Annotated in this window: 21 protein-coding genes; 11 read left to right on the top strand and 10 right to left on the bottom strand. The window is 70.2% G+C overall.

Annotation, left to right across the window (positions count from 1 at the left end):
- Positions 1-3: 3 nt before the first annotated feature.
- Positions 4-1914, bottom strand: a complete 1911-nt coding sequence (locus PV646_RS29200) for a potassium transporter Kup (protein WP_500345860.1) — start codon at positions 1912-1914, stop codon at positions 4-6.
- Between the two features lie 635 nt (positions 1915-2549).
- Here PV646_RS29200 and PV646_RS29195 point away from each other — a divergent pair.
- From PV646_RS29195 to PV646_RS29170, 6 genes are all read left to right on the top strand, one after another.
- Complete coding sequence (locus PV646_RS29195; protein WP_500345495.1) at positions 2550-2831, top strand: metal-sensitive transcriptional regulator; 282 nt, start codon at positions 2550-2552, stop codon at positions 2829-2831.
- Positions 2832-2849: 18 nt separating this feature from the next.
- A complete protein-coding gene (locus PV646_RS29190; protein ID WP_500345494.1) occupies positions 2850-3773 on the top strand; it encodes a DUF8832 domain-containing protein in 924 nt (307 codons plus the stop codon).
- Entirely contained in the window at positions 3763-5955 is a 2193-nt protein-coding gene (locus PV646_RS29185; protein WP_500345493.1) for a heavy metal translocating P-type ATPase, read from the top strand. The genes PV646_RS29190 and PV646_RS29185 overlap by 11 nt, the downstream gene beginning before the upstream one ends.
- Before the next feature lie 62 nt (positions 5956-6017).
- On the top strand, positions 6018-6872 hold the full coding sequence (locus tag PV646_RS29180) for an SGNH/GDSL hydrolase family protein (RefSeq protein WP_500345492.1): 855 nt from the start codon (positions 6018-6020) through the stop codon (positions 6870-6872).
- 8 nt (positions 6873-6880) lie between these two features.
- Positions 6881-7702 carry an SGNH/GDSL hydrolase family protein gene (locus PV646_RS29175; protein ID WP_500345491.1) on the top strand — a complete coding sequence of 274 codons (822 nt, stop codon included), beginning with the start codon at positions 6881-6883 and terminating at the stop codon, positions 7700-7702.
- Between the two features lie 125 nt (positions 7703-7827).
- Entirely contained in the window at positions 7828-8784 is a 957-nt protein-coding gene (locus tag PV646_RS29170; RefSeq protein WP_500345490.1) for a class I SAM-dependent methyltransferase, read from the top strand.
- On the opposite strand, the gene PV646_RS29165 is transcribed toward PV646_RS29170, so the two are convergent.
- Positions 8722-9288: a DUF4386 domain-containing protein gene (locus tag PV646_RS29165; RefSeq protein ID WP_500345489.1), complete on the bottom strand. Its 567-nt coding sequence runs from the start codon at positions 9286-9288 to the stop codon at positions 8722-8724. The two genes, PV646_RS29170 and PV646_RS29165, sit on opposite strands and share 63 nt — an antisense overlap.
- Positions 9289-9351: 63 nt before the next feature.
- Here PV646_RS29165 and PV646_RS29160 point away from each other — a divergent pair, with 63 nt between their 5' ends.
- The gene (locus PV646_RS29160) at positions 9352-11886 is read left to right on the top strand and encodes an AfsR/SARP family transcriptional regulator (protein ID WP_500345487.1); all 2535 of its coding nucleotides are present in this window, start codon (positions 9352-9354) and stop codon (positions 11884-11886) included.
- Here the strand turns inward: PV646_RS29160 and PV646_RS29155 are convergent.
- Positions 11858-12469, bottom strand: coding sequence for a TetR/AcrR family transcriptional regulator (locus tag PV646_RS29155; protein ID WP_500345486.1), 612 nt, complete (start codon positions 12467-12469; stop codon positions 11858-11860). The genes PV646_RS29160 and PV646_RS29155 overlap by 29 nt on opposite strands.
- Before the next feature lie 82 nt (positions 12470-12551).
- Between PV646_RS29155 and PV646_RS29150 the strand changes: the two genes are divergently transcribed.
- The 3 genes from PV646_RS29150 to PV646_RS29140 are packed head-to-tail and all read left to right on the top strand — an operon-like array spanning position 12552 to position 15968.
- Positions 12552-13409, top strand: a complete 858-nt coding sequence (locus PV646_RS29150; protein ID WP_500345485.1) for a metal-dependent hydrolase — start codon at positions 12552-12554, stop codon at positions 13407-13409.
- A 46-nt stretch (positions 13410-13455) separates the two neighbouring features.
- Complete coding sequence (locus PV646_RS29145; protein ID WP_500345484.1) at positions 13456-14352, top strand: PDR/VanB family oxidoreductase; 897 nt, start codon at positions 13456-13458, stop codon at positions 14350-14352.
- Positions 14349-15968, top strand: a complete 1620-nt coding sequence (locus PV646_RS29140) for an SDR family oxidoreductase (protein WP_500345483.1) — start codon at positions 14349-14351, stop codon at positions 15966-15968. Before PV646_RS29145 ends, PV646_RS29140 begins: the two co-directional genes overlap by 4 nt.
- 35 nt (positions 15969-16003) lie before the next feature.
- On the opposite strand, the gene PV646_RS29135 is transcribed toward PV646_RS29140, so the two are convergent.
- The 6 genes from PV646_RS29135 to PV646_RS29110 all read right to left on the bottom strand — a co-directional run bounded on the left by PV646_RS29135 (position 16004) and on the right by PV646_RS29110 (position 21732).
- On the bottom strand, positions 16004-16441 hold the full coding sequence (locus tag PV646_RS29135; protein ID WP_500345482.1) for a tetratricopeptide repeat protein: 438 nt from the start codon (positions 16439-16441) through the stop codon (positions 16004-16006).
- A 215-nt stretch (positions 16442-16656) separates the two neighbouring features.
- The gene (locus PV646_RS29130; RefSeq protein WP_500345481.1) at positions 16657-18102 is read right to left on the bottom strand and encodes a carboxylesterase/lipase family protein; all 1446 of its coding nucleotides are present in this window, start codon (positions 18100-18102) and stop codon (positions 16657-16659) included.
- Positions 18103-18212: 110 nt separating this feature from the next.
- Positions 18213-19181, bottom strand: a complete 969-nt coding sequence (locus tag PV646_RS29125; RefSeq protein WP_500345480.1) for an NAD(P)-dependent alcohol dehydrogenase — start codon at positions 19179-19181, stop codon at positions 18213-18215.
- A gap of 171 nt (positions 19182-19352) precedes the next feature.
- Positions 19353-19949: a VOC family protein gene (locus PV646_RS29120; RefSeq protein WP_500345479.1), complete on the bottom strand. Its 597-nt coding sequence runs from the start codon at positions 19947-19949 to the stop codon at positions 19353-19355.
- Entirely contained in the window at positions 19946-21286 is a 1341-nt protein-coding gene (locus PV646_RS29115) for a dihydrolipoyl dehydrogenase family protein (protein WP_500345478.1), read from the bottom strand. Before PV646_RS29115 ends, PV646_RS29120 begins: the two co-directional genes overlap by 4 nt.
- Complete coding sequence (locus PV646_RS29110) at positions 21286-21732, bottom strand: VOC family protein (RefSeq protein ID WP_500345477.1); 447 nt, start codon at positions 21730-21732, stop codon at positions 21286-21288. Before PV646_RS29110 ends, PV646_RS29115 begins: the two co-directional genes overlap by 1 nt.
- Before the next feature lie 107 nt (positions 21733-21839).
- On the opposite strand from PV646_RS29110, the gene PV646_RS29105 reads away from it, so the two are divergent.
- Entirely contained in the window at positions 21840-24497 is a 2658-nt protein-coding gene (locus PV646_RS29105) for a helix-turn-helix transcriptional regulator (protein ID WP_500345476.1), read from the top strand.
- 39 nt (positions 24498-24536) lie between these two features.
- Here PV646_RS29105 and PV646_RS29100 read toward each other — a convergent pair whose 3' ends face one another.
- Complete coding sequence (locus PV646_RS29100; RefSeq protein ID WP_500345475.1) at positions 24537-25283, bottom strand: SDR family oxidoreductase; 747 nt, start codon at positions 25281-25283, stop codon at positions 24537-24539.
- Between the last annotated feature and the right edge of the window lie 40 nt (positions 25284-25323).

Genomic DNA, 25323 nt, shown 5'->3' with positions numbered 1-25323 from the left:
CACCTAAACATCGATGTGGGCGCCCATGATGACTGTTCGCTCTCGGGGCAATCCGAAGTGCTCGGCAGCGTCCGCCGTGATGTAGGACGTGGCCACGAACAACCGCTTGCGCCACCCGGCCATCGTCCGCGACCGCCCGCGCCGCAACTCGATCTTCGACAGGAAGTACCGGGCCTGCTCGAGGTCGAGCCCGCCTTCCGCCATCTCCGGATCCACCAACGCCAGCGCCGCAGGCACATCAGGCGTCTCCACGTACCCGAACCGGGCACACACGTGGATGATCCCGTCGTCAGCGAACCCGAGCCTGTCCACCTCGACCCGCCGCTCCTCGGCCACCCGAGGCACCGGCTCGGTCTCGATCGACACGATCACCACCCGCTCGTGCAACACGTGGTTGTGCTCCACGTTCGCCCGCAACGCAAGCGGCGCAGTCTCCTTACCCCGGTTCAGGAACACCGCACACCCAGGCACCCGAGCAAGCCGCCGCGAATGCAACTCCTCGACGAACGCCTGCAACGACCCCTCAGCCTCCCGCCGAGCCTTCGTCACGATCGCCCGCCCACGCTGCCAGGTGGTCATCACCGTGAACGCGGTCAACCCGATCAACAACGGCAACCACGCACCGTGCAACAACTTGGTCATGTTGGCCGCCAGGAAGAGAAGATCCACCCCCAGCAACACAACGCACCCGAGCCCGACAGCCCACCCAGGCGCCTTGAACCGAACCCGCGCGATGAACAGAAACAGGGTCGTCGTGATCGTGATGGTCCCGGTAACAGCCATCCCGAAGGCGAAAGCCAGCGCCGCCGACGTCTGAAACGCGAACACCAACGTCAACACAGAGACCAGCAACACCCAGTTGATCCAGGGCACGTAGATCTGCCCGATGGTCGACTCGGACGTGTGCGCGATCCGCAACCGAGGCAGGTACCCGAGCTGCGCGGCCTGCGACGCCACCGAGTAGGCCCCAGTGATCACGGCCTGCGAAGCGATCACGGTAGCCGCGGTGGCCAGCACCACCACGGGCCACCGCCCCCACTCGGGCACAAGCAGGAAGAACGGCCCGCTGACGTTGGCCGGATCGTCCAGGATCAGCGCCCCTTGCCCCATGTAACTCAACACACAGGCCGGAAACACGAGGAACAACCACCCACGAGCAATCGCGGGCCGCCCAAAATGCCCCATGTCCGCGTACAGCGCCTCAGCACCGGTCACCGCCAACACCACAGCAGCCAAGGCAAAGAACGCAACACCGAAGTTCCCGACCAAAAACCCAACAGCGTAAGCAGGCGACAACGCCTTCAAGATCTCCGGATGCCCAGCGATCCCACCAATCCCAGCCACCCCGATGACAGCGAACCAGAGGATCATCACGGGCCCGAAGAACCGCCCGACCACCCCACTCCCCCGCCGCTGCACCAGGAACAACCCAACGATGATCACAGCGGTGATCGGCACAACAAACCGCTCGAGCTCAGGCTCGACAACCTTGAGCCCCTCAACAGCGGACAAAACCGAGATAGCAGGCGTGATCATGCTGTCGCCAAAGAACAGGGCAGCCCCGAACACCCCCAAAGCAGCCAAGGTGGCGGCCGCCTTACGCCCCTGCTTGGCCTTCCACCGCCGCAACAACGTGATCAGGGCCATGATCCCGCCCTCACCATCGTTGTCGACCCGCATGGCCAACAACACGTAGGTGACGGTCACAACGATCATGACAGACCAAAAGATCAACGAAACAACACCATAAACGTTGTCCACACTGACCGGCACAGGATGCGGATCAGCGGGGTTGAACACCGTCTGGATCGTATAAATGGGGCTCGTACCAATGTCCCCGAACACAACCCCAAGAGCCCCGACAACAACAGCAAGCCGAACGGTGTCACGACCGAGCTTCGCCCGAGAGACCACTTCAGACCCCTGCGAACCAGCCACAACAACCCCCTAAACCGCAACTGCCCGCAAGATAACCGCACCCCAACCAAGACGCCGGGCACGTCCGGGTGATCTTTACGCGATCCTGACGCCAACAGCCGCGATGCCGCAGGCGAGCCGTCCGTCTTTGTCTTTCGCAAGCGGTCCAGGCGGTGGGGTCCCATCACGAGTCGCGCCATAGCTCTTGCTGCATGCCTGGAGGGGTGTCAACTCGACGCGCTTTTTGTCGAGTTGACACCCCTCCAGGCATGTGGCCCGCTCTTGGCTCGGCTCGTGATGGGACCCCACCGCCAACGCAACTCTCAAAGCAACAGGCAGCCGCCCTAAGCAACAGGCGTGCCATCTACCTACGGGCGGCGCGGGCCCCCTGATCAGATTGCCGGGGGTCTGGGGGCAGCGCCCCCAGGGAAAGCACGCAGCAGCGACCCGCCACTAGCAAGGCGACCACCCGCAAAGTCGCGGATCGCACAGGTGACCACCCGCAGAGTCAGCGGACCGCAAGGCCACCACCCTTTGACATACCCATACCCCCCTAGGGTATAACTGGCACCAAGCCACCGCACCCCCGGCATCACCACCCGGCCGAGCGATGGCAGGAGAAGGAGCGAGACATGCCCGGCTACGCCCCCACAAAAGCCGCCCACCACCGCCGCCTGCGCAGAATCGAAGGCCAGGTCCGCGGCCTGCAACGGATGATCGAGAACGACGAGTACTGCATAGACGTGCTCACCCAGATCTCCGCGGCCACCAGGGCGTTGCAGGCGGTCTCACTGGGGCTGCTCGAAGAGCACCTCAAGCACTGCGTGAGCCAGGCGATGACCGAGGGCGGCACCACCGCGACCGAGAAGATCGAGGAAGCGAGCAACGCCATCGCCCGCCTGGTCCGCTCCTAACCCACGAGGGAGAAGGCCATGAGAACCGGCTACAAGGTAGCTCTCTACGCCACAACGCTAGCCGTGATCTTCGGCGGTACCTGGGCAGCAGGGTCGGCAACCCCGCAAACACCCCAGGCAACGCAGAGCGACACCCCAGCACACAACGAAAAGCCGGCACACAGCGACGAACCAGCACACGGCGACGCTCCGCCGAACAACGAAAAGCCAGCACACGGCGAAGCTCCACCAACCGGCGAACACAAAACAGCCCAACCGGATGTCCCACCAGGACTGTCCACATCGGCCAACGGCTACACCCTCCGCCTGAACGAGAACAGCCGCCTCTCCTTCCAAATCGAAGACCACACCGGCACCCCGGTGACGAAGTTCGAAGTGGACCACGAGAAACGTCTACACCTGATCCTGGTCCGCAGAGACGGCAAGAACTTCCAGCACGTCCACCCGGACATGGCCCAGGACGGCACCTGGTCGATCCCGACCACCCTCCCGGAAGCCGGTACCTACCGGGTCTTCGCCGACTTCACCCCGGAGAACGGCAAGAAAACCACCCTGGGCGCGGACATCCACCACCCAGGCGACTACCGCCCGCAGACCTACCAGGACAACCGCAAGTTCACAGTCGACGACTACGAGGTGACCCTCAAGGGCGACCTGACCGCGAACTCCGCGTCGACGGTCACCGCGGAGATCACCAGGAACGGCACCCCGGTGACAGACCTGCAGGACTACCTGGGCGCCAAGGGCCACCTGGTGGCGCTGCGCACCTCGGACCTGGCCTACCTGCACGTGCACCCGGAGGCCGGCGACCAGGTGAAGTTCGCGGTCGAGGTCCCCACACCGGGAAAGTACCGCCTGTTCCTGGACTTCCGGCACCAGGACGAGGTCCGCACAGCCGAGTTCACGCTCACCACCCACGAGGAGGTCGGTCATGGCCACTGACACCATCGAGCTCTCGATCGGCGGCATGACCTGCGCTTCCTGCGCGGCGAGGATCGAACGCAAGCTCAACAAGCTGGACGGCGTGGAAGCGTCGGTGAACTACGCGACCGAGAAAGCGAAGGTCAGCTACACGACGGACCTGACCCCGGCGGACCTGGTGAAGGTCGTCGAGGACACCGGCTACACCGCGGAACTCCCCACCACGACGACCGAGCACTCCGAACCGGATCCGTCGAAGACGCTGCGAGAGCGGCTGATCACCTCGACCACCCTCTCGATACCGGTCGTCGCCCTGGCCATGATCCCGGCCCTGCAGTTCACCTACTGGCAGTGGCTGTCCCTGGCGCTGGCCGGACCGGTGGTCACCTACGCGGCGTGGCCGTTCCACAAGGCGGCGTGGACGAACCTCAAACACGGCGCCGCCACCATGGACACGCTGATCTCGATCGGCGTCGGCTCGGCGTTTCTGTGGTCGCTCTACGCCCTGTTCCTGGGCACGGCCGGCATCCCGGGCATGACCCACGGGTTCACGTTCGCCGTCGAGAGGTCGGCCGGCACCGGCAACATCTACCTCGAGGTGGCTGCGGGCGTCACCACGTTCATCCTGGCGGGCAGGTACTTCGAGGCACGCTCGAAGCGGCGTGCGGGAGCGGCGTTGCAGGCGCTGCTCGAACTCGGCGCCAAGGAGGTCGCGGTCATCAGGAACGGCCGCGAAGTCCGCATCCCCACCGACGAGCTGAAGATCGGCGACCGTTTCGTGGTGAGGCCGGGCGAGAAGATCGCCACGGACGGCGTGATCGAGGAAGGCAGCTCCGCGGTCGACGCGAGCATGCTCACCGGCGAGTCGGTCCCGGTCGAGGTGCGCCCCGGTGACGCGCTCATCGGCGCCACGGTCAACGCGGGCGGGCGTCTGGTGGTGCGGGCCACGCGGATCGGGGCGGACACCCAGTTGGCTCAGATGGCGAAGCTCGTGGAAGAGGCGCAGAACGGCAAAGCCGAGGTGCAACGCCTGGCGGACCGCGTCTCCGCGGTGTTCGTGCCGATCGTGATCGCGCTCGCCGTGGGCACGCTGGGCTTCTGGCTGGGCACCGGCGGCGGTGCCGGGGCGGCGTTCACGGCCGCGGTGGCGGTGCTGATCATCGCCTGCCCGTGCGCGCTGGGGCTCGCGACACCGACCGCGTTGCTCGTCGGCACCGGCCGCGGCGCCCAGCTCGGCATCCTGATCAAGGGTCCGGAGGTGCTGGAGTCCACCCGCCGCGTCGACACCGTGGTGCTCGACAAGACCGGGACCGTCACGACGGGCCAGATGAGCCTGGTCAGCGTGCACACCGCCGAGGGCGAAACCGAGCAGGACGTCCTGGAGCTCGCCGGTGCCCTGGAGAGCGCGTCCGAACACCCGATCGCGAAGGCCGTCGTGAAGGCGGCAGGCGACGTCCCGGCCGTGGAGGACTTCCAGAACGTCGAGGGGCTCGGCGTACAGGGAGTCGTGAACGCTCACGCCGTGCTCGTGGGCCGGGAGAGCCTGCTCAGCGACTGGAGCATCAAGCTCGACCCGCGGCTCACCGAGGCCAAGGAGGCCGCCGAACAGCAGGGGCGCACCGCGGTGCTGGTCGCGTGGGACGGCAAGGCCCGTGGCGTGCTGGTCGTCGCGGACACGGTGAAGCCCACGTCGAAAAAGGCCATCGAGGACCTGCGCGAACTCGGGCTGCGTCCAGTGCTCCTGACCGGCGACAACAGGGCCGCGGCGGAGTCGGTGGCGGCCGAGGTGGGCATCGACGAGGTCGTCGCCGAGGTGCTGCCGGCCGGCAAGGTCGACGTCGTGAAACGCCTGCAGGACGAGGGCCGGGTCGTGGCGATGGTCGGCGACGGTGTGAACGACGCCGCCGCGCTCGCCCAGGCCGACTTGGGCCTGGCCATGGGCACCGGCACGGACGTCGCCATCGAGGCCGGCGATCTCACGCTGGTCCGGGGTGACCTGCGGGCGGCCGTCGACGCCATCCGGCTGGCACGGCGCACGCTCACCACGATCAAGGGCAACCTGTTCTGGGCGTTCGCGTACAACGTCGCCGCACTGCCGCTGGCGGCGTTCGGGCTGCTCAACCCGATGATCGCGGGCGCGGCGATGGCGTTCTCGTCGGTGTTCGTGGTGAGCAACAGCCTGCGGTTGCGGGCCTTCCGCTGACAGAACCCTCACGGGCGATCTCGTAGCCTCGGCACATCAGCTTCCGATGGACAGGAGTGGGTGTGCCGAGGTTCGCGCTGGTCGTGCCCCCGGTGTTGGCTCTGCTGGTGGTTCTGGGAGCGTGCACCGCGACGCCGCCCGCCTCCACCCCGGTGCCCGCGCCGAGCAGCACGCGGCCGCCGGACGAGCAGCAGGTCCACCTGTCGATCGGCGACTCCTACGCGACGGGCTTCGGCCCCGGCGGCACCACCGAGAGCTTCGCGCAGATCGTGGCCAGGCAGTCGAACCTCAAACTGATCAACCTGGCCTGCAACGGCGCCACGTCCGCGGACCTCGCCACCAAACCCGCCTGCGGGCCCGACGGGGGCGGCAAGACCCAGCTCGACGCCGCCGTGGAGGCGTTGCGCGGCAAGAAGACCGGCCTGGTCACGATGGTGATCGGCGGCAACGACCTGGCGCCGTGCGCGCTGTCGCAGGAGCCGCTGGAGTGCGCGACGAGGACCGTCGCGGACATCCAGACCAACGTCGCCGGCACCCTCACCGAGCTGCGCGAGGCCGCGCCGGACGTGAAGATCGTCGGGCTGACGTACCCGGACGTGTTCCTCGGCGCGTGGGTGAACCCGTCGTTCCCCAACGGCAAGAACCTCGCCCGGCTGTCGGTCACGATGTTCCAGGACTTCAACACCAGGATCGCGGCCCAGTACGGCCGGTTCGGGGCGAAGTTCGCCGACGTCACGAGCTCGACCGGCGGCTACGGCGCGCTGACCGAGCTGACCCAGGACCCGAAGTACGGCCAGATCCCGGCCTCCGTGGCCAAGGTGTGCACGCTCACCTACTTCTGCGATCGCACCGACGTGCACCCGACTCCCGCCGGTCATCAGGCGATCGCGGAGGCCGTCGCCGCCGCGGGGCGTTGATCACGACCGTGCGAACGTTCCCCCTGGTGGTCGCCGCCGCGCTGGTGCTCGCCGCGTGTGCCCCGGAGTCACCTGCCCAGAGCGTCCCGGCATCGGAGGGACAACGGCTGTACGTGTCGCTCGGCGACTCCTACGCCACCGGGTTCGGCCCGAACGGCACCGGTGACAGCTTCGCCGGGATCGTCGCGAGGCAGTCCGGTCTCGGCCTGGTCAACGTCGCCTGCAACGGCGCCACCTCCGCCGACCTGCTCTCCGAGGCGTGCGAGCCGGAGGCCGGCGGCAGGACCCAGGTCGAGCTGACCGTCGACGCGCTGCGGTCCGGCCGGGTCGACCTGGTCACGATGGTGATCGGCAGCAACGACCTGCTGGAACCGTGCGCGATCGCCCAGGACCCGATGGAGTGCGCGACCGCGGCGCTCGTCGGCACCAGGACCAACATCGCCGCCGCGCTCACCCGGTTCCGCGAGGTGGCGCCGGACGTGAAGATCGTCGGGCTGAGCTACCCGGACGTGTTCCTCGGCGCCTGGGTGAACCCCGCGTTCCCGAACGGCGAGGACCTCGCGCGCACGTCGGTCGCGCTGTACGAGGACTTCAACGGCGAGATCGCGGCGGAGTACGCGAAGTTCGGCGCGAAGTTCGTCGACGTCACCGGGACGACCGGCGGCTACGGCGCGCTGACCGACCTGACCGAGGACCCGAGGTACGGCCAGATCCCGGCCTCGGTCGCGGAGGTGTGCACGCTCACCCACTACTGCGACGAGACCGACGTGCACCCGACTCCCGCCGGTCACCAGGCGATCGCGGACGCCGTCGTCGCCGCGAGCCGCTGAGCTCCGGAACCACCCGGCCGGGTGCGAACCGGAGCAGGGTTTTCACCGTATTACCCGAAAGACCCTGTTGATCAGCCGCTCCGCCTGACAAGCTCTGGAACCGTTGCCGCACCGAGGAAGTGTTGATGACCGTGCTCCCGCACACCACTGACGCCCTGCACCGGCTCAGCGACGCCGTCGACGGCTTCCTGCGCAGCGAGCGGGAGTTCAACCTCACCGACCCGTCGGCGCACATGCTGGTCGGAGGCCGGTTGCGCACGCTCGGCGCGCAGATCGGCACGAGCGTGCTGGCGGGCATCCCGGACGAGGACATCGCCGCGATCGTGCAGCCCGCGCGGTCCGCATGTGCGCGCTCACCCTTCATGCGCGACGAGAACGAGTGGGCGCGCGGTTACCCCAGCGACTTCCGGCTGGTCGAGCACGTCATGGCGCAGGCGAACGAGGCCCCGGCCGGCACGCTGGGCTGGCACGTCGAGACGCACCTGCAGAGCACGGCGATCACCCAGCAGCAGCGCAACCGGGTGATGCACCAGGCCCGGCTGATCAGCGACGTGCTCACCGCCCCGCGCAACGGTCCCCGCTCGGTGCTGGTGATCGCCGCCGGTGCCGCACCCGACCTGCGGCTCATCCCGCCGGGCATCGTGCGGCCCGGTGACAGGTTCGTGCTCACCGACGTCGACCCGGACGCGCTGGAACTGGCCCAGAAGCGGCTCGGGCTGCTCAACGAGTTCACGACCGCGGTCCCGGGCAACGTGTTCCGCGCGCTGCCGAAGCTCGCCGAACTCGGCCCGTTCGACCTCGTGCTGGTCAACGGCCTGTACGACTACCTCAACGACCGCGCGGCCGTGCGACTCACCGAGGCCGTGCTGACCAGGCTCTGCCGTCCCGGTGGCACGTTCTACTTCTCCAGCATCAAGCCCGGCAACCCGTTCAAGTGGACGCTCGAGCACCTCATGGACTGGTCGGTGGTCGAACGCGACGACCGCGCCATCCGGGCGTTGCTACCGGGCTGCGACGCGTCACTGAGCCTCGACCCGACCGGGTTGGCGGTGCTCACGCACGTCCGGACCGGACGGGGATGACAGTCCGCGCGTGAGCAGCCAGACGGCCAGCACCATCTCGTTCAGCGCCAGCGGCACGAAGAGCGCTCCGGCCTGCGTCTGCGAGAGCACGCCGAACAGCACGAGCACGGCGCCGGCCAGATAGGGCACCACGGCCACAAGGGCCCACACGGAGATCCACCTCGGCACGAGCCTGGACCTGAAGAGCAGGACGTTGAGGAGCACCGCGCCGGCGCAGAAGTAGATCGCGCTGGCGTGGCCCCACACCTCGTCGACGTGAACGCGCGCAATCGGTGCCACGGCGGACATCAGGAAGACGACCTCGAGCGTCCTGGCGACGACGTAGCCCATCGCCATGCCTTCGCCGTGGCGTTGGAGGACGGGGAACAACGCCGGCGCGATGAACGTGATGGCCACGGCCATGACGAACACCATCGCGCCTCTGGCGGTGCCCTGGGTGGCCACGCTGACCACGCCTGCGGCCGTCGCGGTGATGAAGAGGGATCCAACAACACGTGCTGTCATGGCGCAGAGACTGGCTCTCGGCGGTGTGCGGCTGGTGTGCGCGTGGTGTGTGAGAATTCGCCGGTGCGGATCGGTGTGTTCGGTGGTGTCCGTGCCACCACCGACGACGATGAGCCGATCGACATCGGTTCACCCAGGTCGCAGGTCGTGCTGGCAGCCCTCGCGCTCTCCCCCGGGACGCCGTTGCCGGTGTCCCGGCTGATCGACCTGGTGTGGGGTGACGCGCCGCCTGCCACCGCCCCGAAGGCACTGCAGTGGCACATCGCGCAGCTGCGGAAGTCTCTCGGAGCTGATGCGATCGCACGGGTCGGTGCGGCTTATCGGCTCGATGTGACCACTGATGTCTCGCACTTTCTGGACCTTGTGCGTGCCGGGGACTTCTCGGCTGCCGTCGCGGCTTGGGGCGGTGTGCCGCTGGCGGGGTTGACGGCGCCGGAACTGGACGCGGCTGTCGTTGCTCTGACCGAGGAATGGCTGGGCGCGGTCGAGAAGGACTTCTCTCGGCGCGTGGCGGCCGAGCCCGGCGCCGTTGTTGGCGAGCTGTCGTCGTTCGTGTCCGAGCATCCGACGCGTGAGGGCCTTGCCGCGTTGTTGATGACCGCGCTCTATCGGACCGGACGGCAGGCCGACGCTCTCGCGGTGTACCAACGGGTTCGGCAGCATCTCGTGAACGAGCTCGGGGTGGAGCCGGGGCCCGCGTTGCGCGCGGCCGAGCAGCAGGTGCTCGCGCACGCTCCGGTGCCCGGTCCCGTGCTGATCGGCCGGGACGCCGATCTCGCCCGCGTGGCGGAGGCGTTGCGGGCCGCGCCGGTGGTGACGCTCGTCGGTCCGGGTGGAATCGGCAAGACGCGGCTGGCTTCGGTGCTGGGCGGGGCTTTCGTGTCGCTGGCGGAGATCACGTCTTCGGACGACGTGCCGCGGGCCGTCGCGGACGCGCTCGGAATCGTGGAGCGGCCCGGGCTTTCCGTGGCCGGGGCGGTGGTGGCGGCGCGGCCTTCGTTGCTGGTGCTGGACAACTGCGAGCACGTGCTGGACGGTGCGGCCGACTTCGCCGCCGCGGTGTGCGGGTCGGTGCAGGTTCTGGCCACTTCACGCGAACGGCTTTCGGTGGCCGACGAACGCGTTGTCGTGGTTTCGTCGCTGGACGAGGCCGCGGGTGTCGAGCTGTTCGACGTCCGTGCGCGCGCTGCTGATCCTTCGTACGTGGGTGACTCCGCGGTTCGCGAGCTTTGCCGGCTGCTGGACGGGATTCCGCTGGCGATCGAGCTGGCGGCGGCGCGGGTGCGGAGCCATCGGCCCGCCGAGTTGCTGACCCGGCTGGACATCGGGGTGCGGCGCACGGGCTCGGCGCGGCATCGGACGGTGCGGTCGGCGATCCAGTGGTCGTACGACCTGCTGTCGGCGGCCGAGCGGGAGGTGTTCTGCCGGCTGTCGGTGTTCGCGGCACCGTTCGACCTCGACGCGGCCGACGATCAGCTGCTCGGGGACCTGGTCGAGCGTTCGATGCTGTCCGTCCACGATGGACCGTTCGGGCGGCGGTTCCGGATGCTGGAGCCGTTGCGGCAGTTCGGTTCTTCATTGCTGGGCGACCGTGAACCGGCGTTGGCCGCGCATGCTTCGTGGTGCCTGCGGCAGGTTGTGCGCGTCGGTGAGTTGCTGGGCGGGCACGACGAGGCCGAGGGAGTGGGCCGGCTCGCGGAGCTGTGGCCGAACCTGCGGGCGGCGGTGCAGTGGGCGTTCGAGTGCCGGGACGTGCGGCTCGCGGAGGCGTTGGTGCGGCCGGTGGTGACCGAGTTGCCGCTGCGGGGGCGCCGGGAAATCGGCGACTGGGCCGAACCGCTCGCCGGGTCAGACGGTTTCTGGCTGGTGTGGGTGGCCGAGCGGAACGTTCAGAGTTCCCGGCCCGCCGCACTGCCGGAGGCGCCGGACCACCCGCTGAGCCGGTATGCGCGGGCCTACGCGGCCGGGGACGGCGCCGGGCTGGCGGCGTGTCTGCCGGCCGCGGTGGAGTCGGTGCCGGAGCCGCACCTGCGGGGGTTCCTGGAGATGATGCCCTCGGGCACGTTGCTGGGGGCCGGGCAGTTCAGGCACGTCGATCAGCGGGTCGCGGCGCTGGCCGTGCGGTATCGGGAGTCCGGGCCGCCCACGCTGCTGCACTGGGCGTTGCAGACGCTCGGGTACAGCGCGATGTTCCAGGGACGGGAGCCCGACGCGTTCTTCGACGAGGCCGCCGAGGTCGAGTTGCCGCCGGGCACGTTGTCGGCCAACAAGACCACACAGGCGCGGCGGGCGTTCCGGCGCGGGGATCTCGACGGGGCGTTCGAGCTGCTCGGGGCGCACGTCGACGAGTTGCTGGAGACCGGCAACGTGGTGGCGGCGAGCGTGGTGGCGGTGGAGTTCATCGCGATCACCCGTGGCAGCCTGCCGGACGAGGCGGCTCGGGTGCTCGGGTACCTGAGGCACGCGGGTGTCTTCGGGGCGATGGCGGCGGAGAAGCTCGTCAAGGGGCTGGTCACGGACGCGCCGGGGATGGGCGACCGGGAGGCGCTGCTCCACATGCGGGCCGTGCTCAGCGCAGGCCGTGGGCGATCCGGGTGACGAAGGCCGCCAGCCGGTCGGGTGTGAACTTTTCCGGGTCGGTGAGGACCAGGCGGCCGGACATCTCGGCGAGGGCGAGCATCGCGTGGCCGAGCAGGGCCGCGTCGAGGTCGTCCAGGCGGCCGAGTTCCTTCAGGCCCAGGGCGGCCAGGTCCTCGATCTGGGCGAGGACGCCCGCGCGGACGAGTTCCACCTGCGCGCGGAACTCGTGAGGGGTCCCCTCGGGCGGTAGGAGGACCAGGCGCCAGCGGTCGGGGGCCTCGACCACGGCCGTCACGAAGACACGGACGGCGTCGGCGAAGGCGTCATCGGGGGACCTGGTGGCGAAGTCGGTCGGCAGGGCGGCGAGGACCTGTTCGGTGGCGCGGCCCGCCTCGCGTTCGAGCAGGGCGCTGATGAGCTCGCCGCGGTTGGCGAACAGGTCGTAGAGCACGGGCTTGGTGACCTCGGCGTGCTTCGCGACCGACTCCATCGTGACGGTGTCGAACCCGGCCGGGATGAGGCTCAGCGCGGCGTCCAGCAGTTGCTCGCGACGCTGCTCGGGTGGCAGGCGGCGGGCGTACTTGCGACGCGTTGTGTTCACGGGACCATATTGCTACGGTGGCGTAGCTTTCACAAAGCTACGCAGGCGTAGTAATTGGCGCAGAGTCGGTGGAGGTACTGCGATGGAGCCGGACAACCTCGTTCTGCAGCCACGTGACGTGCGGTTCGACTGGTCGAGCCTGCCGATGCACTGGGTCCCGGACGAGCCGGTGGCCACGCACGTCATGAACGTCCTGCACCTGCTGCTGCCCGAGGGCGAGCGGTGGTTCGTGCGGACGTTCCAGCAGGTGGTGCCGCTGATCACCGACGACACGCTGCGCGAGGACGTGCTCGGGTTCATCGGGCAGGAGGCGATGCACGCCGAGGCGCACAGCGAGGTCCTCGACCACCTGCTCGCCAACGGGCTGGACCCGCGGCCGTTCACGCGGCAGATGGAGCACGTGTTCCAGCGCATCCTCGGCCCCAAGCCGGGCCTGAACCCCGAGCAGGCGCGCGAGCAGTTGATCGAACGGGTCGCGATCGTCGCCGCCGTCGAGCACTTCACGGCCTACCTGGGCGACTGGATGCTGAACGCCGACGCGCTCGACCGGGCCGGCATCCACCCGGTGATGCTGGACCTGCTGCGCTGGCACGCAGCCGAGGAGGTCGAGCACCGCAGCGTCGCGTACGACCTGATGTGCCACCTCGACCGCCGGTACGTGCGGCGCGCGCGGACGATGCTGCTGGTCGCGCCGGTGCTGTTCGGGCTGTGGGTGCGCGGCGCGCGGTTCATGGTGCGCGCGGACCGGACCACGAAGGTGCGGCTGACCTGGCGCGAGTCGATGCGGGCCGGGCGGCGCGGGTTGCTGCCGAAGCTGTCGGAGATCTTCCGGGCGTTCCTGCGGTACTTCCACCCCGCCTACCACCCGAAGCAGGAAGGCTCGACGACGCAGGCGATCGCGTACCTCGCGTCCTCCCCCGCCGCCCGCGAGGCGCACTGATGCGCCGCCACTCGACCGAGTCCTCACCGGCCGGGGAGGTGCTTCGATGCTGCGAGGCCTGACCCGCTTCGGCGATCTGTACGACGCCGCCGTCACCCGGTTCGGCGGCCGGGCGCGACCTGGTGTCGCGCGGGATGCGTTGTGGCTCACCGTCGTCGAACGCTCGCAGGTCGCGGACGGGGTGGTGAGCCTCCGCTTCGGCGGGCCGGCGCTGCCCGCCTGGCAACCCGGCTGTCACGTCGACCTGCACCTGCCCTCGGGGCTGCGCCGGCAGTACTCGCTGTGCGGTGATCCGGGCGAGAGCACCTACCGGATCGCGGTCCGCGAGGTCGGCGCCGGGTCACGCGAGGTGCAGGCGTTGCGGGTCGGTGACCGGATCCAGGTGCGGGGGCCGCGCAACGCGTTCCCGTTCGCCGGGATCGGGCCGATCGTGTTCGTGGCGGGCGGCATCGGCATCACCGCGATCCTGCCGATGGCGCACGCGGCCGCGCGGGCCGGTCTCGACTGGCGGCTCGTCTACCGCGGGCGGTCGAGGGCGGCGATGCCGTTCCTGGACGAGTTGCCTGCCGGTCGCGTCGACGTGCGGATCGGGCGTGGTTCGCCCCTGCTCGGGGACACGTCGCCGCGCGGCGCCGTGTACTGCTGCGGACCGGCGTCGATGCTCGAACAGGTGCGCGCCGAGTTCTCGTCGCGCTGGCTGCACTTCGAACGCTTCAGTCCGCCGCCGATCGTCGACGGCCGGCCGTTCACGGTCGAACTGCGGCGCAGCGGGGTGACCCTGGACGTGCCGGCCGACCGGTCGGCACTCGACGTGATCAGAGATGTCCGGCCGTCGGTCGCCTACTCGTGCCGGCAGGGGTTCTGCGGCACGTGCGACGTCGGCGGCGTGCGGATCTGCGTGGACCGGCCCACCGGTGACCGACTCGTCTTGGAGGAACTGTGAAGGTGCGTTCCGGGGAAGTCGACCTCGCCGTGCAGGTGCGCGGCACGTCCGGGCCGACGGTGGTCCTGGTGCACGGGTATCCGGACACGCACGAGGTCTGGGACCGCGTGGCCGCCCTGCTGGAGAAGGACTTCCGCGTCGTCACCTACGACGTGCGCGGGGCCGGCGAGTCGACCGCGCCGTCCACTGAGGACGGTTACCGGCTCGAACGGCTGGCGGCGGACCTGTTCGCGGTGATCGACGCGGTCAGCCCGGACGAGCCCGTGCACCTGGTCGGGCACGACTGGGGTTCGATCCAGTCGTGGGAGGCCGTGACCACGCCCGGCGCGCGGATCGCCACGTTCACCTCGATCTCCGGGCCGAGCCTCGACCACATGGGGCACTGGTCGCGCAAGCGGTTGTCGATCGCTCACCTCAGGCAGTTCTTCCGTTCCTGGTACATCGGCGCGTTCCACGTGCCGGTGCTGGCGCCGCTGTTCTGGCGGCTCTACCTCGGTCCGCGCTGGGGAGGTGTGCTGCAACGGGTGGAGGGCGTGCGGGTCAGGCCCGCGCGCACGATCACCACGGACGCGGTGCGCGGGATCTCGTTGTACCGGGCCAACATCCGGCGGGTCATGCGCTCTCCCCGGCAACGCTTCGCCCCCATGCCGGTGCAGGTCGTCCAGCCGATCCACGACCGCTACATCCGCACCGAGCCGCTCGACCTGGAGCGCTGGGTGCCGTCGCTCACGCGGCGCAGGATCGCGGCCGGGCACTGGGCGCCACTGAGCCATCCGGAGCCGGTCGCGCGGATGATCAGCGAGTTCGTCGCGGACTCCACGCCGAAGCGCGAGCTCGTCGTGATCACGGGTGGCGGCAGCGGCATCGGCCGGGCCACGGCGGTGGCGTTCGCCGGGACGGGGGCGAAGGTCGTGGTGTCCGATGTGGACTTCGCGGCGGCGAAGGAGACGGCCGGACTGGTCGACGGCCACGCCTACGAGGTCGACGTGCGCTCCGAGGAGGCCGTGCGAGCGTGGGCACGGCAGGTCGCGGACGAGCACGGCGTGCCCGACGTGGTCGTGAACAACGCGGGTATCGGCCACTCCGGGTCGTTCCTGTCGACCACGACCGAGCAGTGGCAACGGGTGCTGGACGTCAACCTGTGGGGCGTCGTGCACGGCTGCCGGGCGTTCGGTGAGCTGATGGTCGAACGCGGAGAGGGCGGCCACGTCGTGAACCTGTCCTCGGCGGCGGCCTACCTGCCGTCGAAGATCCTCTCCGCGTACGCCACCAGCAAGGCGGCGGTGTTCATGCTGTCGGACTGCCTGCGGGCCGAACTCGCACCGCACGCCATCGGCGTCAGCGCCATCTGTCCCGGGGTGGTGAACACGAACATCACGGCGACCACGACGTTCTCCGGTGTCAGCTCCGAGGAGGAACGCCGCAAGCAGGACCGCGCGTCCCGGATCTACGCCCGGCGCGGCTTCGGTCCCGAGGGCGTGGCCACCCAGATCGTGCGCGCGGTGCGCCGCAACAAGCCCGTCGTGCCGGTGACGGCCGAGGCCAGGGCCGCACGGCTCGCCAGCCGGGCGGCACCGGGGTTGCTGCGCGCGTTCGCCAAGCTGGACGTCGGATAGGACTTCGGGGGCGGCCGGCGGCCGCCCCCTTGCTGTCAGACCTCGGCCAGGTCTCCACCGAAGGCGGCGGCCAGCCGGAGCCACGGCGCGGCCTCCTCGGGCCTGCCCTGCCGCTCCAGCGTGCGACCGAGCAGCAGGTGGGCGTAGTGCTCGACCGGGTCGCGGTCCACGATGACGCGGAGCTGCGCCTCGGCCTTGCCCAGCTGCGCCGAGTGGTAATAGGCGCGGGCCAGCAGCAGGCGGAGGTCCGTCTGGAACGGGACCTCGCCGGCGACGGCGGCCAGCAGCTCGGCGGCCTTGACGTAGTCGCGGGACTCGAACAGCAGCCGCGCGCGCTCCCACTTCTCGGCGGGGGTCTCCACGTGGCCGGAGTCGAACAGGTGCCGGACCGTCACCCAGCGATCTGCCGCCACCTCACCATTCGGCTGGTAGGCGTTGAACATCGTGCTGTCGTGCACGGAGAACTCGTTCATCGGAGAACCTCCCTTCCGGACGCGTACAACGCCTCCGGAAGGCAGGTATTCCCGCGCTACCGGGCCAGTGCGGTGGCCACCAACCTTTACCTGGTATTCCGCCGTTCAGACGGGTGCATCGCGGTGCCGTCCCCGAGTACTGGACGTACGGGGGCGCGGGGACGGTGCCGCGAGGCGCCCTGCTGGGCGCCGGAAGACCCGGTGAAGGTCAGTGGTCACCGCACTGGGGGGATCGCGGCGAACTCGTGGTCCTGCCAGATCAGCCGCGACCGCTCCTCCGGGTACGGCGCCGTCTCGTCCCGGACGTCGAACACCCGCGTCAGACGGTCGGCGGAGAAGACGGGCCACCCCGGATCACCGTCGACGGCGAAGCCCGTCCACGCCGCCCGCATCCGCGCGGACACGTCTCGCACGTCCGGCGTGATCTCCCCGAGCACCGCGGCCGACTGCCCCCGGTCGAGGTTGCCGAACACCAGCGGCACGTCCATCCCGTGGCACGCGCGGAACGCCTCGGTCGGTTCGAACGCGACCACGTAGACGTGCGCCCGGCCACCCGCCGCCACCTGTGCCTCCGCCAGCTTCAACGACGGCATCCGGAACAGCCAGTCCGAGCAGACCACCTCGAACAACTCCTCGGGCTCCAGGTCCGGATACGCGAGACCGGGAGCGAACAGTTCCGCCGCCGCCGACGCCTGCTCCGGCGTCACGGTCCCGACCAAGCCCTCCAGCACGGACAGGAGCCGCTGCTCGTGCAGCGTGTGCCCGGCGAGCAGCTCGACATCCCGCCCGGCACCCGACTTCAGCGCCTCCCACGGCGTCACCGGCAGCACGTCCCCGTCGACCACCGGCGCGAACGGAATCATCTTCTGAGCCACCTGTCCCCAGCGGGTGAACTGGCGCATCTTGGCCATCACCTCGTCCCCCGCGGCCGGCAGCAGTTCGGGATCCACAGTGGACAGATCGGCGACGGTCGGGCGCAGCCCCAGTTCGGCGGCGCACACGGCGGCGATGTCGGCGGCCAGTTCGGGAGTGAAGAACGTGCCCGGCACGCTGCTCGCGATCGCGCGCTGGAAGAGCCCGGCGGCACGGGGCATGGCGAGCAGCGCCGCCACCGAGCCACCACCCGCGGACTGGCCGAAGACCGTCACGCGGGCCGGATCACCGCCGAACGCGCGGATGTTGTCGCGCACCCACTCCAGCGCGGCGACCTGGTCCAGCAGACCGCGGTTGGCCGGAGCGCCCTCGATCAGCGCGAACCCCTCGATGCCCACGCGGTAGTTGAACGTCACCAGGACGACACCGCCCGACGCGAGCCGCGCGCCGTCGTAGTCGGGCAGCCCGGACATGCCGACCGTGTACGCGCCGCCCTGGATCCACACCATCACCGGCAGGTCAGCGGCCCCCTGGGGCGACCAGACGTTCACCGTCAGCCACTCGTCGCCGGCGGCCCCGATGCCGTCCATGCCGAACACCGCGGCCTGCGGTGGCGGTGGCCCGAACTCCAGCGCGTCCCGCACGCCGTCCCACGCCACGACCGATTGCGGCGCGGCGAACCGTGCGGATCCCACCGGCGGCGCCGCGAACGGGATGCCGCGGAACACCGTCATCCCCTGCTCGGTGGTGCCGCGAACCGTTCCGCCGGTGACTCGTACCTCGACCATGGCGGAATCGTCGGGGCATCCCGGCGGGAACGCCAGTGATTTAACGCCCACCGTGAGCGACACCGTCAGGTCCTTGCCGGGGTAGTGATTCCACCCCAACGACAAGGCACTCAGGCCGTCACGACGACCTTCGCTCGCGCGTGTTCCGACTCCACGTGCCGGATGGCGTCCGGCACGTCGGTGAGCGGGTACGTCCGTTCGATCACCGGCACCAGCTGCCCGGACTCGGCGAGCTCCCGCAACGCGGCCAGGTTCTCCTTGCTGGGCTTGGCCTCCAGCACCACGAGCCGCTGCCGGGAGAACGACGCGAGCAGCTTGCCCTGGATGATCAGCCGGTACGGGCCGAACAGCGCCCCGCCGGTGAAGCTGCCGCCGCCGGAGAGCACCAGCGTGCCGTCCTCGGTGAGCAACGCCCGCAGCTCGCCCATCGACCTGTTCCCCACCAGGTCGAACACGAGGTCGTAGCGCTGCCCGGAGCGGGTGAAGTCCGTGGTCCGGTAGTCGACGACGTGGTCGGCGCCGACCGCGCGGACCTGCTCGACGTTGCGCGTGCTGCACACGCCGGTGACGATCGCCTTGCGCGCCTTGGCGATCTGCACCGCCATCAGCCCGACCCCGCCGGACGCGCCGTTGATCAGCACCTTCTGCCCGGCCCGCAGGTCCGTCAGGCCCATCCAGGCGGTGTTGCCCGCCAGCGGGAGCGTCGCCGTCTGCTCGAACGTGAGGTTGGACGGCTTGTGCTGCACCAGATCCGCGCGCACCCGGACGTACTCGGCGAAGGACCCCTCGACCTCGCCGAACACCTCGTCCCCGACCTGCACCATGCCGCCCACACCGGGTCCGGTCTCCTCGACCACGCCCGCGAAGTCCATCCCCCGGATCCGCGTCTTCGGGCCCTTCCAGCCGAGGAACAGCCGCGCGAAGTACGGGTCACCGCGCATGATGTGCCAGTCGGCGGCGTTCACCGACGACGCCCGCACCCGGACCAGCACCTCGCCGGCCGCGGGCACCGGCCGTTCGACCTCCCGCAGCTCCAGCACGTCCGCAGAGCCGTATCTGTCCTGGACGATGGCCTTCATCGAGCCCTCCCTCGCTTGCGAGAGAAGGTAAGCGGCGACACGGCCCGGCCACATCAGGGACGGCCCCTAGGGACACCACCCGAGGCCGGTTCGCGGACGAGCGCAACACAAAGCGCGCGGAACACCGAGGAGTCCGGCGTTCCGCGCAGCGCTCTTGCTGTTTCCTCGTTCTCACTGCGGCAACGGCTGTCCCGTCTGCTCCTTGACCATGTACTCGGCGTACCAGTCGGGCCAGTTCTCGTCGAACTCCCCGCCGTTGCGCTTCTCGTGCTCGCCGTGGGCCACCGCGGCCCTGCGCAACGCCGCCGCGAGGTCGGTGATCGAGTCGTAGGACGTGTCGTCGGCGTCGACGCGGCCGGGCAGGCGGGTCGTGACCTCCTGCAGGATCCACGTGTTGCCGTCCGGGTCGGCGAACTCGGCGCGCGTGACGTAGCTGCGACGCTCGGGGTCGGCGCCCTCGACGGGGCCGTCCGGTCCGCCGTGGAACAGCGGGCCGACCTCGATCCCGGCCGCCAGCAACGCCTCGTGCGTCTCGACGACGTCGGCGACGATCAGGAAGTGCCTGCCGGAGCCGGGTTCCGCGGTCGTGACGCCCTCACCGAAGTGAATGGACGCGTTGGACCCGTGCGGGGTGAACTGCACGACGAACGACGGGGTGACGTCCTGGCGCCAGCCGAGCCGGGTGTAGAACTCCTTGGCGCGTTCGACGTCGGTGACGGGGACGACGGTGACCTCGAGCTTCATGTCGATCTCGGTGAGGTTCTTCACTTCGCTACTTCCTTTGCCAGATCGCGGAGTGCGTTGAGGAACGCCTCCGAAAAGGTGGGGAACGGCTGGATGACGTCGAGCAGCACGGACAGCGGGACCTTCGCGCGGATCGCGACGGTGGCCTGTTGCAGCCACTCGCCCGCCTCCGGGCCGACGGCGTGGGCGCCGGTGAGGACCTCTCCGTCGGACACGAGGGTCAGGAATCCGGTCTTGGTGTAGTCACGGGTGTAGGTGGCGGTGCGTGCGACGCCGGACAGGTGGGCGGTCGCGGTGTACTTCCCTTCCGCCGCACCGACCGCGGCGACCTCCGGGGAGGTGAACACGACCCGGGGAACCGCGCTGTAGTCCACCTTGGACGGTGTGCCGAGGATGTTCGCGGCGGCGACGCGGCCCTGGTACTTGCCGACGTGGGTCAGGTTCCACTGGCCCGTGACGTCGCCGACCGCCCAGATGCCGTCCGCCACGTTCATCCGCTCGTCGGTGACGATGCCGCGCGGGTTCGCTTCCACACCGACGTTTTCGAGCCCGATGCCCTCGACTCGCGGGCGGCGGCCGGTGGCGACGAGGAGCTTGTCGCCGCGCAACCGGGTGCCGTCCGGGAGGTCGAGCACGTACTCGCCGTTCTCGAACGAGGCCCTCCGGGCGTGCACTCCGAGGTGGAGCTCGACGCCCTGCGCGGTCAGTGCCTCGGTGAGCGCACGGCCGGCCGCCTCCGGTTCGCGGGGCAGCACCCGGTCGTTGCCCTCGACGAGCGCGACCTCGGAACCGAGGCTCAGGAAGGCCTGCGCCATCTCGACTCCCACGGGTCCGCCGCCGAGGACCAGCAGCCGGCGCGGGATCTCCTGGACGCCGGTGGCCTCGCGGTTCGTCCACACGTCCAGGTCGGCGAGGCCCGGGATGGGCGGGATGAACGCCGACGAGCCGGTGGCGAGCACGATGTGGTCGGCGGTGTAGGTCCGGTCGCCGACCGCGACGGTCCCGGGCCCGGCGATGCTGCCGTGGCCGCGCAGCACGTCGATCCCTGCGCTCTCGGCCCAGCTCTGGCCGCCCGTGTCGTCGTAGGACGACACCATGAAGTCACGCCACTCCAGCACCGCCTTCGCGTCGATCTCGCCGGTGACCGCCTCACGGGCGCCGGGCACCTCGCGGGCCGCCGCCACGGCCTCACCGGCCCGCAGCAGGGTCTTGGACGGGATGCACGCCCAGAACGAGCACTCACCGCCGAGCAGCTCGCGCTCGACCAGGGCCACCCGCAGCCCGCCCTCGGCGACGGCGGCGGCGAAGTGCTCGCCGGGGGATCCGCCGCCGAGGACGATCACGTCGTAGTCGCGAGCCATCACACACGACCCGGGAGGCGCGTCGTGACCTCCTGCAGGACCCAGCCGTTGCCGTCCGGGTCGCTGAACGAGGCGAACGAGCCGTAGCTGGTGCGGGCGGGGTCCGGACCGGTGACCCGGCCGGTGGTGCCGGCGTGGTGGAAGACGCCGGTCTTGTCGTGGAAGATCTCGCTGACCCGCACCCCGCGGCTGGTCAGGTCCTCGCGGGCGGCCTCGACGTCGTCGACGATCAGGTGCATGCCCTCGGCGCTGCCCGGCTCGGCGTTCGAGACGCCGTTGCCGAAGATGATCGAGGCGGGCGAACCGGTCGGCGTGAACTGCACCAGGCGGTAGCCCTCGTCGTCGGCGAACTCGGCGTCGAAGCGCCAGCCGAGCGTCTTGTAGAAGTGGACGGCCCTGTCGACGTCGCCCACCGGGATCACGGTCACCTCGAACTTGTAGTCCATCGAAGTTCATCTCCTTCGTTCGTCGATGACATGAGACTGCTCCCGCAAGGGGGTCGCTCGAACCCGTGGAACACCCTGGTCACTCCCTGGCCCGTAGGCTCGGCCCCGTGTCGGACGAAGGTCTGCTCGGCAGACGCGCTGAGGGCGAAACGCTGGAACGACTGCTCACGCGGGCGCGGTCCGGTGCTGGTCAGGTGCTCGTGCTGCGGGGTGAGGCCGGGATCGGCAAGACCGCGCTGCTCGACCAGGTGTCGAGCAGGGCCTCGGGTTTCCGCGTGGCACGGGCCGCGGGCGTCGAGTCCGAGAGCGCGTTCCCGTACGCGGGGCTGCACCAGCTGTGCGTGCCGTTCCTCGACCGGCTGGACCGGCTGCCGGCACCCCAGCGCGAGGCGCTCGGCACGGCGTTCGGGATGGCCTCCGGGCCCCGGCCGACGCGGTTCATGGTCGGCCTCGCGGTGCTGACGCTGCTCGCCGAGGTCGCCGACGAGCAGCCGCTGGTGTGTCTGGTCGACGACGCGCAGTGGCTCGACTCGATGTCGTCGGCGGTGCTCGGGTTCGTCGCCCGGCGCCTGCTCGCCGAACGGATCGCGCTGGTCTTCGTGCTGCGCGACGGCAACGACTACCTCGACGGGCTGCCCGAGCTGTTCGTGCGGGGCCTCGACGACGCGGACGCCCGCGCGTTGCTGGAGTCGGTGATCAAGGGACCGGTGGACGGCCGGGTGCGCGACCGGATCGTCGCCGAGGCCCGCGGCAACCCGCTGGCGTTGCTGGAACTGCCGCGCGAGGCGGCGGACGGGCTGGACGCGGGCCCGCTGACCAGCCGCATCGAACAGAGCTTCATCCGGCAGATCGCGCCGCTGCCCGCCGACACCCGGCTGCTGATGCTGACCGCCGCCGCCGAACCGCTCGGGGACGCGACCCTGCTGTGGCAGGCGGCGGGCCTGCTCGGCCTCGGTGCCGACCCGGCCGCCGCCGCACTGGGCACGGGGCTGATCGAGTTCGGCGCCCGCGTCCAGTTCCGGCACCCGCTGGTGCGCTCGGCCGTGTACCGGTCGGCGGCCGCGGTGGACCGGTTGCGCGTGCACCGGGCGCTGGCCGACGTGACGGACCCGGCCATCGACCCGGACCGCCGCGCGTGGCACCGGGCGCAGGGCACCGCCGCACCGGACGAGGAGGTGGCCGCCGACCTGGAGAACTCGGCCGGTCGCGCCCAGGCCCGTGGTGGGCTGCTGGCCTCCGCCGCGTTCCTGGAACAGGCCGCCGTGCTCACCCCCGAACCCGGCCGCCGGGCCTCCCGTGAGCTCGCCGCCGCGCGGGCCAAGCGCGACGCGGGCGCGCTGGACGCCTCACTGCGGCTGCTGTCGGCGGTGGAGGCCGGCCCTCCGGACGAGCACCGCAGCGCCCAGGTCGAGCACCTGCGCGGGCACATCGCGTTCGACCAGCGCCGGGTCGCCGACGCCGCGCCGCTGCTGTTCAGCGCGGCCCGCCGGCTCGCGCCGTTCGACGCCGACCTGGCCCGCGAGACGCACCTCGAAGCGCTCTCGGCCGCGATCTGGGCCGGAGCCCCGCTGGCCGACGCCGCCCGCACCGCTCCCCCGGCCCGCACCCCCGCCTGTGCTCCGGACCTGGTCCTCGACGCCCTGACGACGCGCATCACGTCCGGCTACGCGGCGGCCGTCGAGCCGATGACCCGCGCGCTGGACGCGGTGCGCGTGCTGAAGGTCGGCGCCGACGACATCAGCCGGGTGCCGTGGCTGTTCGGCAACCGCGCCGGCGGGATCGTCGCGACGGAGATGTGGGACTTCGACACGCGCCGCGCGTTCGCCCAGCAGCAGGTCCGCCTGTCCCGGGACGCCGGCGCGCTGGTGCAGCTGCAGTTCGCGCTGAACTTCCTGGCGGACAACGAACTCCTGGCCGGCGAACCTGCCGCCGCGCAGGCGTTGATCGAGGAGGACCAGCGCATCTCGGAGGTGACCGGCACCCCGCCGGTCGCCTACGCGGTGCTGCTGCGGGCCGCCTACCGCGGCGAGGACCTGGCCGGTACCGCCCGCGCGGAGGCGCTGGCCGCGGGCCAGGGCCGGCTCGCCGTGATCGCCGACTGGACCGCCGCGATCCTCCACAACGGACTGGGCCGCCACGACCTCGCCCGCGACGCCGCCCTGCGCGTGCAGGCGTCCGACTCCCTGGTCTACAGCTGCCTGATCACGTCCGAACTGGCCGAGGCCGCCTCCCGCACCGGCGACACCGCCCTGGTCGCGGAAGCGCTCGAGCGTTCCGCCGACTGGGTCGAGACGCCGTGGTCGCTGGGACTCCGGGCCCGGCTGCGGGCGTTGAACGGGGACACGGCGGCGTTCGCCGAGTCGATCGCGCACTTCTCACGAACGGCTCTGCGCGGCGAACTGGGCCGTGCGCACCTGCTGTACGGCGAGTGGCTGCGCCGTGAGGGGCAACGGGTCGAGGCGCGCGAGCACCTGCGGACCGCGCACGAGGTGCTGACTGCCAGCGGCATGCCGACGTTCGCGGACCGGGCGACGCGCGAACTGCAGGCGACCGGCGAGACGGCGCGCAAGCGCACCGCCGAGCCGACGGACGAGCTGACCGCGCAGGAGTACCAGATCGCCCGGCTGGCGCGGGAGGGGTACTCGAACCCGGAGATCGGCACGCGGCTGTTCATCAGCCCGCGCACCGTGGAATGGCACCTGCGCAAGGTGTTCGGGAAGGTGGGCGTGACCTCGCGGCGGCAGTTGCGCGACGCGAAGTTCTGACCGGCTGGGCGGCGGGCACGCCGCCCAGCCCCGGAAGCGTCAGTTCCCGGCGGCCAGCCACTCCTGCAGGCTGGTCGGCTGCAGCTGCGCGCCGGCGTTCGGCACGAGCTGCTTGCCGGTCAGGACCGTGCCGAAGTACTTGGCCTGCGGGTCGCTCACGACCTCGCGCTCGTCCTTGCGCTGCGTCAGCACCGTGCGGATCCAACCGTCCATTGTGAACTCTTCCGGTCCACCGATCTCCAGCACGCCGTTGACGGGCTCGGTCGCGGCGGTCCGGCCGACCACCGCGGCGACGTCGGAGGCCGCGATCGGCTGGACGCCACCGTGCGGGAGGTGCACGGCGCCGTCCAGCTCCGCCGAGTTCGCGATGGCACCCGCGAACTCGAAGAACTGGGTGGCGCGGATGATCGAGTACGTCAGACCCGACTCCTGGATGAGCTTCTCCTGCGCCACCTTCGCGCGCAGGTAACCGGACTCGGGCAGCTCGTCCGTGCCGACGATCGACAGCGCGACGTAGTGGCCGACGCCCGCCTCGGCGGCGGCCTTGGTCAGGTTCGTCGTGGCCGTGGTGAAGAAGTTCATGACGTCGTCGTCGGCGAACGACGGCGAGTTCGACACGTCCACCAGCACGTCGGCGCCCTTGAGCACCTCCTCGACGCCCTCTCCGGTCAGCGTGTTCACGCCGCTGTTCGGGGACGCGGGCACGGCGTCGTGGCCGTGCTCGCCGAGCCGCTTCACGACCTGGCTGCCGATCAACCCGGTGCCGCCGATGACAACGATCCTCATGGGGTCCATCCCTCTCGTGGTGGGTGTTCACGAGCTAAGA

Origin of the sequence: Streptomyces sp. ID05-26A (assembly GCF_033794685.1) — a bacterium.
In the GTDB taxonomy this organism is placed as follows: Bacteria; Actinomycetota; Actinomycetes; order Mycobacteriales; family Pseudonocardiaceae; genus Lentzea.
The sequence above is the reverse complement of the archived record's forward strand: the minus strand, read 5'-3'. Positions and strand labels throughout refer to the sequence as shown.